The 5,996-nt window shown below is 67.5% G+C and carries 7 protein-coding genes; all 7 read right to left on the bottom strand.

The window, feature by feature from the left end; all coding sequences use genetic code 11:
- On the bottom strand, positions 1 to 249 hold a 249-nt coding region (locus tag DBR22_RS07750; RefSeq protein ID WP_181365078.1), incomplete at its 3' end, for an argininosuccinate synthase domain-containing protein.
- Positions 250 to 343: 94 nt separating this feature from the next.
- Complete coding sequence (locus DBR22_RS07745; protein WP_108598535.1) at positions 344 to 883, bottom strand: arginine repressor; 540 nt, start codon at positions 881 to 883, stop codon at positions 344 to 346.
- A gap of 3 nt (positions 884 to 886) precedes the next feature.
- Positions 887 to 1,900: an ornithine carbamoyltransferase gene (gene argF / locus DBR22_RS07740; protein ID WP_108598534.1), complete on the bottom strand. Its 1,014-nt coding sequence runs from the start codon at positions 1,898 to 1,900 to the stop codon at positions 887 to 889.
- The gene (locus DBR22_RS07735) at positions 1,897 to 3,186 is read right to left on the bottom strand and encodes an acetylornithine transaminase (protein WP_108598533.1); all 1,290 of its coding nucleotides are present in this window, start codon (positions 3,184 to 3,186) and stop codon (positions 1,897 to 1,899) included. The genes argF and DBR22_RS07735 overlap by 4 nt, the downstream gene beginning before the upstream one ends.
- Complete coding sequence (gene argB / locus DBR22_RS07730; protein WP_108598532.1) at positions 3,183 to 4,142, bottom strand: acetylglutamate kinase; 960 nt, start codon at positions 4,140 to 4,142, stop codon at positions 3,183 to 3,185. Before argB ends, DBR22_RS07735 begins: the two co-directional genes overlap by 4 nt.
- 41 nt (positions 4,143 to 4,183) lie before the next feature.
- The gene (argJ, locus tag DBR22_RS07725) at positions 4,184 to 5,350 is read right to left on the bottom strand and encodes a bifunctional glutamate N-acetyltransferase/amino-acid acetyltransferase ArgJ (protein ID WP_108598531.1); all 1,167 of its coding nucleotides are present in this window, start codon (positions 5,348 to 5,350) and stop codon (positions 4,184 to 4,186) included.
- Positions 5,347 to 5,996 (bottom strand): N-acetyl-gamma-glutamyl-phosphate reductase (argC, locus tag DBR22_RS07720; protein WP_108598530.1); only part of this gene is annotated, 650 nt, incomplete at its 5' end. The genes argJ and argC, both read right to left, overlap by 4 nt.

Below are 5,996 nucleotides of genomic sequence, written 5' to 3'. Positions count from 1 at the left end.
GTAGAGGGCGTTGGCCTTCAGCGTGGGCATGCAGTACTCGTTGGCGAACTCATCGGACGCGTCAGCCACGTAGGCTTCAACGGCGCCGCAGCCCAGGGCACGCTGGCGGATGGTTTCCAGCGATTCGCCGCCCTGTCCGACGTCGACCGCCACGGCGATGACCTCGGCACCGGTGGCTTCACCGATCCAGCCGATGGCTACGGAAGTATCGAGGCCACCGGAGTAGGCCAGAACAATACGCTCAGTCACGAAAATGCTCCTCTTATTGGGGGTTGGGATTTCTTGTTCGGGAAATTCTTCTAGGGAAAGCCTGTCACAACGCAGGCGCCTCTGGAGCAGCGGGCTATTGCTGGCTTCCGCCGGCTTCCTCTGCCAGTTGCAGGAACCGGGCCGCGAGGTCCTGCCCGCCCGCGGGATCGCGGGAAACCAGGAGCACGGTATCGTCACCGGCGATGGTCCCCAGGATGGAGGGCATCACCGAGTGGTCGATGGCCAGTGCCAGGAAGTTGGCGGCGCCGGGCGGGGTCCGGAGCACGGCGATGTTGGCCGAAGCCTCTGCCGTAACGAGCAATTCGCTGCACAGCCTGGCCAGCCGTGCGTCCAGGATTTCCTGGCTCACCCCGCTTTTGGCGGCGCGTTCGCCGCCTTCGCCGGGGACTGCATAGACCAGGACGCCTTCCTTGCCGCGGACCCGGACGGCGCCGAGTTCCACGAGGTCACGGGAGAGGGTGGCCTGGGTGACCTGGACGCCGTCGTCCGCCAGCAAAGCGGCAAGCTCCGCCTGGGAGCGCACCGATTCACCCGTCAGGATGGCGGTGATGCGCGCCTGGCGGGCTGTTTTGGTGGCCGGGCTGGAGCCCGGCGCTGCCGGCGGGACGGTCACGGGTTACTGGCCTCCACGGGCGCCAGGCCCATCCAACGGCGGCAGGCCTTCGACGACGGCCAGGCCGGAGCGGTGCATCAGCCAGGCCATGAGCGCCTTCTGGGCGTGGAGCCGGTTCTCGGCTTCGTCCCACACGATCGACTGCGGGCCGTCGATGACTCCTGCTGAGATCTCGTAGCCGCGGTACGCGGGCAGGCAGTGAAGCACGACGGCGTCGTCCGCCGCGAGTGCCATCGCCGCCTCATCGACGGCGTACTCCCGGAACAGCTGCATCCGGGCAGCCTTTTGGGCTTCCTGGCCCATGGACACCCAGGTGTCCGTGGCCACGACGTCGGCGCCCGTGAGCGCGGCGGCGGCGTCGGTGGTGATCAGCACGGACCCGCCGGTCTGGGCTGCACGTTCCTCAGCCGCGGCAACGATCTCCGCGGCCGGCAGATAGCCTTCCGGCCCTGCGATGCGGACATGCATCCCTGCGGTGACGCCTGCCAGAAGGTAGGAGTTGGCCATGTTGTTGGCCGAATCCCCCAGGTAGCTCATGGTGAGGCCTTTGAGCTCGCCCTTGTGCTCCTTGACCGCCAGCAGATCGGCCAGCAGCTGGCAGGGGTGGTAGTCATCGCACAGCGCATTGATGACCGGCACCCTGGAGTTTTCCGCCATCGCCACGAGGCCGGCATGCGCTCCGGTGCGCCAGACAATGGTGGAAACCATGCGTTCGAGGACCTTGGCGGTATCCTCCACTGATTCCTTGTGGCCGATCTGGGCTTCCCCCGGGTTGATGATCAGGGCGTTGCCACCCATGTCCGCGATGCCGGTGGCGAAGGACACTCGGGTGCGTGTGGAGGTCTTGTCGAAAATGACGGCGACGGTCTTGCGGCCGTTTCCCTCGGCGGCAAAAGGCTGCACGCTGTAGGGCTCGGCCTTCATGCGGACAGCCAGGTCCAGCACCTCGGCCTGCTCAGCCGGCGTGAGGTCGGTGTCCTTGAGGAAGTGGCGGGTGGTGCTGCCTACGGGGGTCACTGCGCGTCCTTAGCTGTCTGGAGGATTGCCGGGAAGGCGGCAAGGAAGGCGCCGGCCTGGTCGGTGGTGAGGATCAGCGGCGGGGCAAGCCGGATGGTGCGCGGCCCGGGACTGTTGACGATGAACCCGGCGTCGAGGCCGGCGGTGACCACCGCCGGGGCGACGTCCGCGTCCAGGTCGAAGCCGATCAGGAGGCCTTCGCCACGGACTTCCGTGACGCCCTCGACGGCGGCGAGTCCCGCACGGAGGTAGTCCCCCACGGTCGCGACGTTCTCCAGTACGCGCTGGCTTTCGATCGCATGCAGCGTAGCCAAAGCGGCCGCCGTCGCCACAGGGTTGCCGCCGAAGGTGCTGCCGTGCTGGCCGGCCCCCAGGAGGGTGGATACAGGCTCGCCAAAGGTGATGAGCGCGCCGATGGGGAAGCCCCCGCCGAGGCCCTTGGCCAGTGTGACGGCGTCGGGAACGATCCCGGCGTCTTCGCTGGCGAGCCACTTGCCGGTCCGGCCGATGCCGGTCTGGACCTCATCCAGGATCAGCAGGGCACCGGCTTTCGTGGTTGCCTCGCGGGCGGCTGCCAGATACCCCGCAGGCAGGGGCCGGACGCCGGCTTCGCCCTGGATGGGCTCCAGGAACACGGCAGCCACCGTCTCGTCGATGGCAGCTTCGAGGGCGGCCACGTCACCGAAGGGAACGTGGACCACCCCGCCGGGCAGGGGTTCGAACGGAGCACGGTATGCCTCCTTGGCGGTCAGGGCCAGGGCGCCCATGGTGCGGCCGTGGAAGGCTCCCTCGAGGGCGATGATCTTGGTGCGGGGTGCGCCGTCCGGACCGGTCGCGTTGCGCCGGGCCAGCTTGAAGGCGGCCTCCACAGCCTCGGTTCCCGAGTTGGCGAAGAACACCTTGGAGCCCGCCGGCGCATGCGTCAGTGCCAGCAGCTTTTCTGCCAGCGCCACCTGGGTGGGGCTGGTGAAGAAGTTGGAGACATGCCCCAGCGTGGCCAGCTGGCTGGAGATTACGGAGGTGACGAACGGGTGGGCATGGCCGAGGGCGTTGACGGCGATACCGCCGAGCAGGTCCAGGTATTCCTTGCCGTCGGCGTCCCAGACCAGGCAGCCTGCACCACGGACCAGGACGCGCTGCGGGGTGCCGAACACGCCCATGAGTGATGAGGAATAGCGTGCCAGCCAGTCGGCTCCGCTGCTGCTCGGGACAATTGTGGTTGCGGCGGCCTCGGCAGCGATGGAGGTCCCGGCAGCGGTGGAGTTGGTCAGGTCTGCGTGGGTCATGATGCATTCGTTTCTTCGTCGGGGACCACCTGGGTGCCGATGCCGGCGGTGGTGAAGGTTTCCAGGAGCATGGAGTGCGGCAGCCTGCCGTCCACGATGTGTGCGCGTTCCACGCCGCCGTCGATGGCTTTGAGGCATGCCTCCATTTTCGGGATCATGCCCGACTCCAGCGAGGGCAACATCCCGCGCAGTTCCGTTGCCGTCAGCGAGGAAATGAGCGAGGACCGGTCCGGCCAGTTGGCGTAGAGGCCCTCGACGTCGGTGAGGATCACCAGTTTGGACGCCCCCAGTGCCTCGGCGAGGGCCGCCGCAGCCGTATCGGCATTGACGTTGAGGACCTGCCCGGTGGTCTGTACCGCACCTGCGGCCGTCTCGGTGCCGTCACTCTCGATCTCCGGGGCCACAGTTGAGATCACGGGGATGCGTCCGGCCGCCAGGATGTCCAGGATGCCTTCGGGGTTCACGCCCACCACTTCGCCCACCAGGCCCAGGTCCACTTCCTCCCCGTCAATGACGGTGCCGGTCCGGATGGCGCGGAGCAGTCCACCGTCCTCGCCGGACATCCCCACTGCATAGGGGCCGTGCGAGTTGATCAGGCCCACCAGTTCACGGCCCACCTGGCCGGTGAGGACCATGCGGACCACGTCCATGGCTTCGGGGGTAGTGACGCGGAGCCCGCCCTTGAACTCGGATTCGATGCCCAGCCGGGCAAGCATGGAGTTGATCTGGGGTCCGCCGCCGTGGACCACCACGGGGTGGATGCCCACATGGTGCAGGAACACCACGTCTTCAGCGAACGCCCGGCGCAGTTCCTCGTTGACCATGGCGTTGCCGCCGTATTTGATCACCATGGTGGTGCCGGCGAAGCGCTGGATCCACGGCAGCGCCTCGATCAGCGTGCCGGCCTTGCTTTGGGCATCACTCATGGACGTGGTTTCACGGGGCTGGGTGTTCATGCTGGCAGTATCTCCAAGATGCTGGTGGATGAGGCCCGGGATCAGCTTGAGTAGGCGCTGTTCTCGTGCACGTAGTCATGGGTGAGGTCGTTGGTCCAGATGGTGGCTTCGGAGTCACCGGCCTGCAGGTCGATCTCCACCAGGACCTCACGGGGCTCCAGGTTCACCAGGTTGCGGTCGTCCCCGATGCTGCCGTTGCGGCAGATCTGGATGCCGTTGATGGATACGTTGAGCTGGTCCGGCTCGAAGGCAGCATCAGTGGTTCCCACCGCGGAGAGAACCCGGCCCCAGTTGGGGTCCTTTCCGAAGATCGCGGCCTTGAAGAGGTTGGACCGGGCCACGGAGCGGCTGGCCGTTTCGGCGTCCCGCTCGCTGGCCGCATTGAAAGTGCGGATGGCGATGTCGTGGCTGGCGCCCTCGGCATCGCCGATCAGCTTGCGGGCCAGCTCCGCACACACCTGGGTCAGCCCGGCACCAAAGGCTTCGGCGGACGGGACCGCCCCGGACGCGCCGGACGCGAGCAGCACCACGGTGTCGTTGGTGGACATGCAGCCGTCCGAGTCAGCCCGGTCGAAGGTGACGCGCGTGGCGTCGCGGAGGACGACGTCGAGCATCTCCGGCTCAACCTCGGCATCCGTGGTGATCACAACCAGCATGGTGGCCAGGCCTGGAGCCAGCATGCCGGCGCCCTTGGCGATGCCGCCGATGGTGAACTCCTGGCCGTCGGCATCGGTGCCGATGAACAGGGCGGCCTTGGGCACCGAGTCGGTGGTCATGATGGCGTTGGCCGCGTCCGCGCCGCCGTCAGCGCTGAGCGCAGCTGATGCAGCCTCGACGCCCGGGAGGATTTTGTCCATGGGCAGCTGCTCGCCGATCAGCCCGGTGGAACAGACAAAAACGTCCGTCGCCGAAATGCCCAGGACCTTGGCAACCTTCTCCGCAGTGCTGTGGGTGTTCTGGAACCCCTGGGGGCCGGTGCACGCATTGGCGCCGCCGGAGTTGAGGATGACGGCGTCCACGCGGCCGTCCGAGACCACCTGGCGGGACCAGTGCACCGGCGCCGCGGCCACGCGGTTGCTGGTGAAGACGGCGGCGGCTGCCTTGGACGGTCCGTCATTGACGATCAGGGCAAGGTCCGGCTTGCCGGAAGTCTTCAGTCCGGCGGTGACGCCGGCGGCCCGGAATCCCTGGGGGGCGGTAACGGTCACGGGGCAACTCCCTGCAGGTTGAGGCCGGCGGTCTCCGCCAGGCCAAGTGCGATGTTCATGGACTGGACGGCTCCGCCGGCCGTTCCCTTGGTGAGGTTATCAATGACGCACGTGACAATCACGCGGCCGGTGTGTTCGTCGAAAGCCAGTTGCATGGCCGCGTGGTTGGAGCCCTGGACGGCCTTGGTGGCCGGCCATTGCCCCTCGGGCAGCAGGTGCACAAACGGTTCGTCGTCATAGGCCTCGGCCCATGCCTGGCGAAGGTCGGCGGCCGTAGTGCCCGGTTTGACCTTCGCGGTGGCGGTGGTGAGGATGCCCCGGCTCATCGGAGCGAGCGTGGGGGTGAAGGATACGGTGACGCTTTCGCCGGCCGCGTTGGAGAGCCCCTGCTCGATTTCCGGGGTGTGGCGGTGGGCGCCGCCCACACCGTACGGGCTCATGGAGCCCATCACTTCGGCTCCGATGAGGTTCACTTTCGCAGCTTTGCCGGCACCGGAGGTGCCTGAGGCGGAGACGATGACGACGTCGTCGGGCTGGAGGAGTCCCGCGGCGAACCCTGGCGTCAGCGCCAGGAGGGCCGACGTCGGGTAGCAGCCCGGGACCGCGATGCGGGTGGCACCCTTGAGCGCCTCACGCTGGCCCGGGA

The sequence above is a fragment of the Arthrobacter sp. HMWF013 genome, from assembly GCF_003061105.1.
GTDB lineage: Bacteria > Actinomycetota > Actinomycetes > Actinomycetales > Micrococcaceae > Arthrobacter.
The sequence above is the reverse complement of the archived record's forward strand: the minus strand, read 5'-3'. Positions and strand labels throughout refer to the sequence as shown.

What these genes read in the sequence shown, in the direction of transcription:
- DBR22_RS07735 (WP_108598533.1), bottom strand. Translation starts at nt 3,186, where the DNA reads ATGACCCACGCAGACCTGACCAACTCCACCGCTGCCGGGACCTCCATC.
- argB (WP_108598532.1), bottom strand. Translation starts at nt 4,142, where the DNA reads ATGAACACCCAGCCCCGTGAAACCACGTCCATGAGTGATGCCCAAAGC.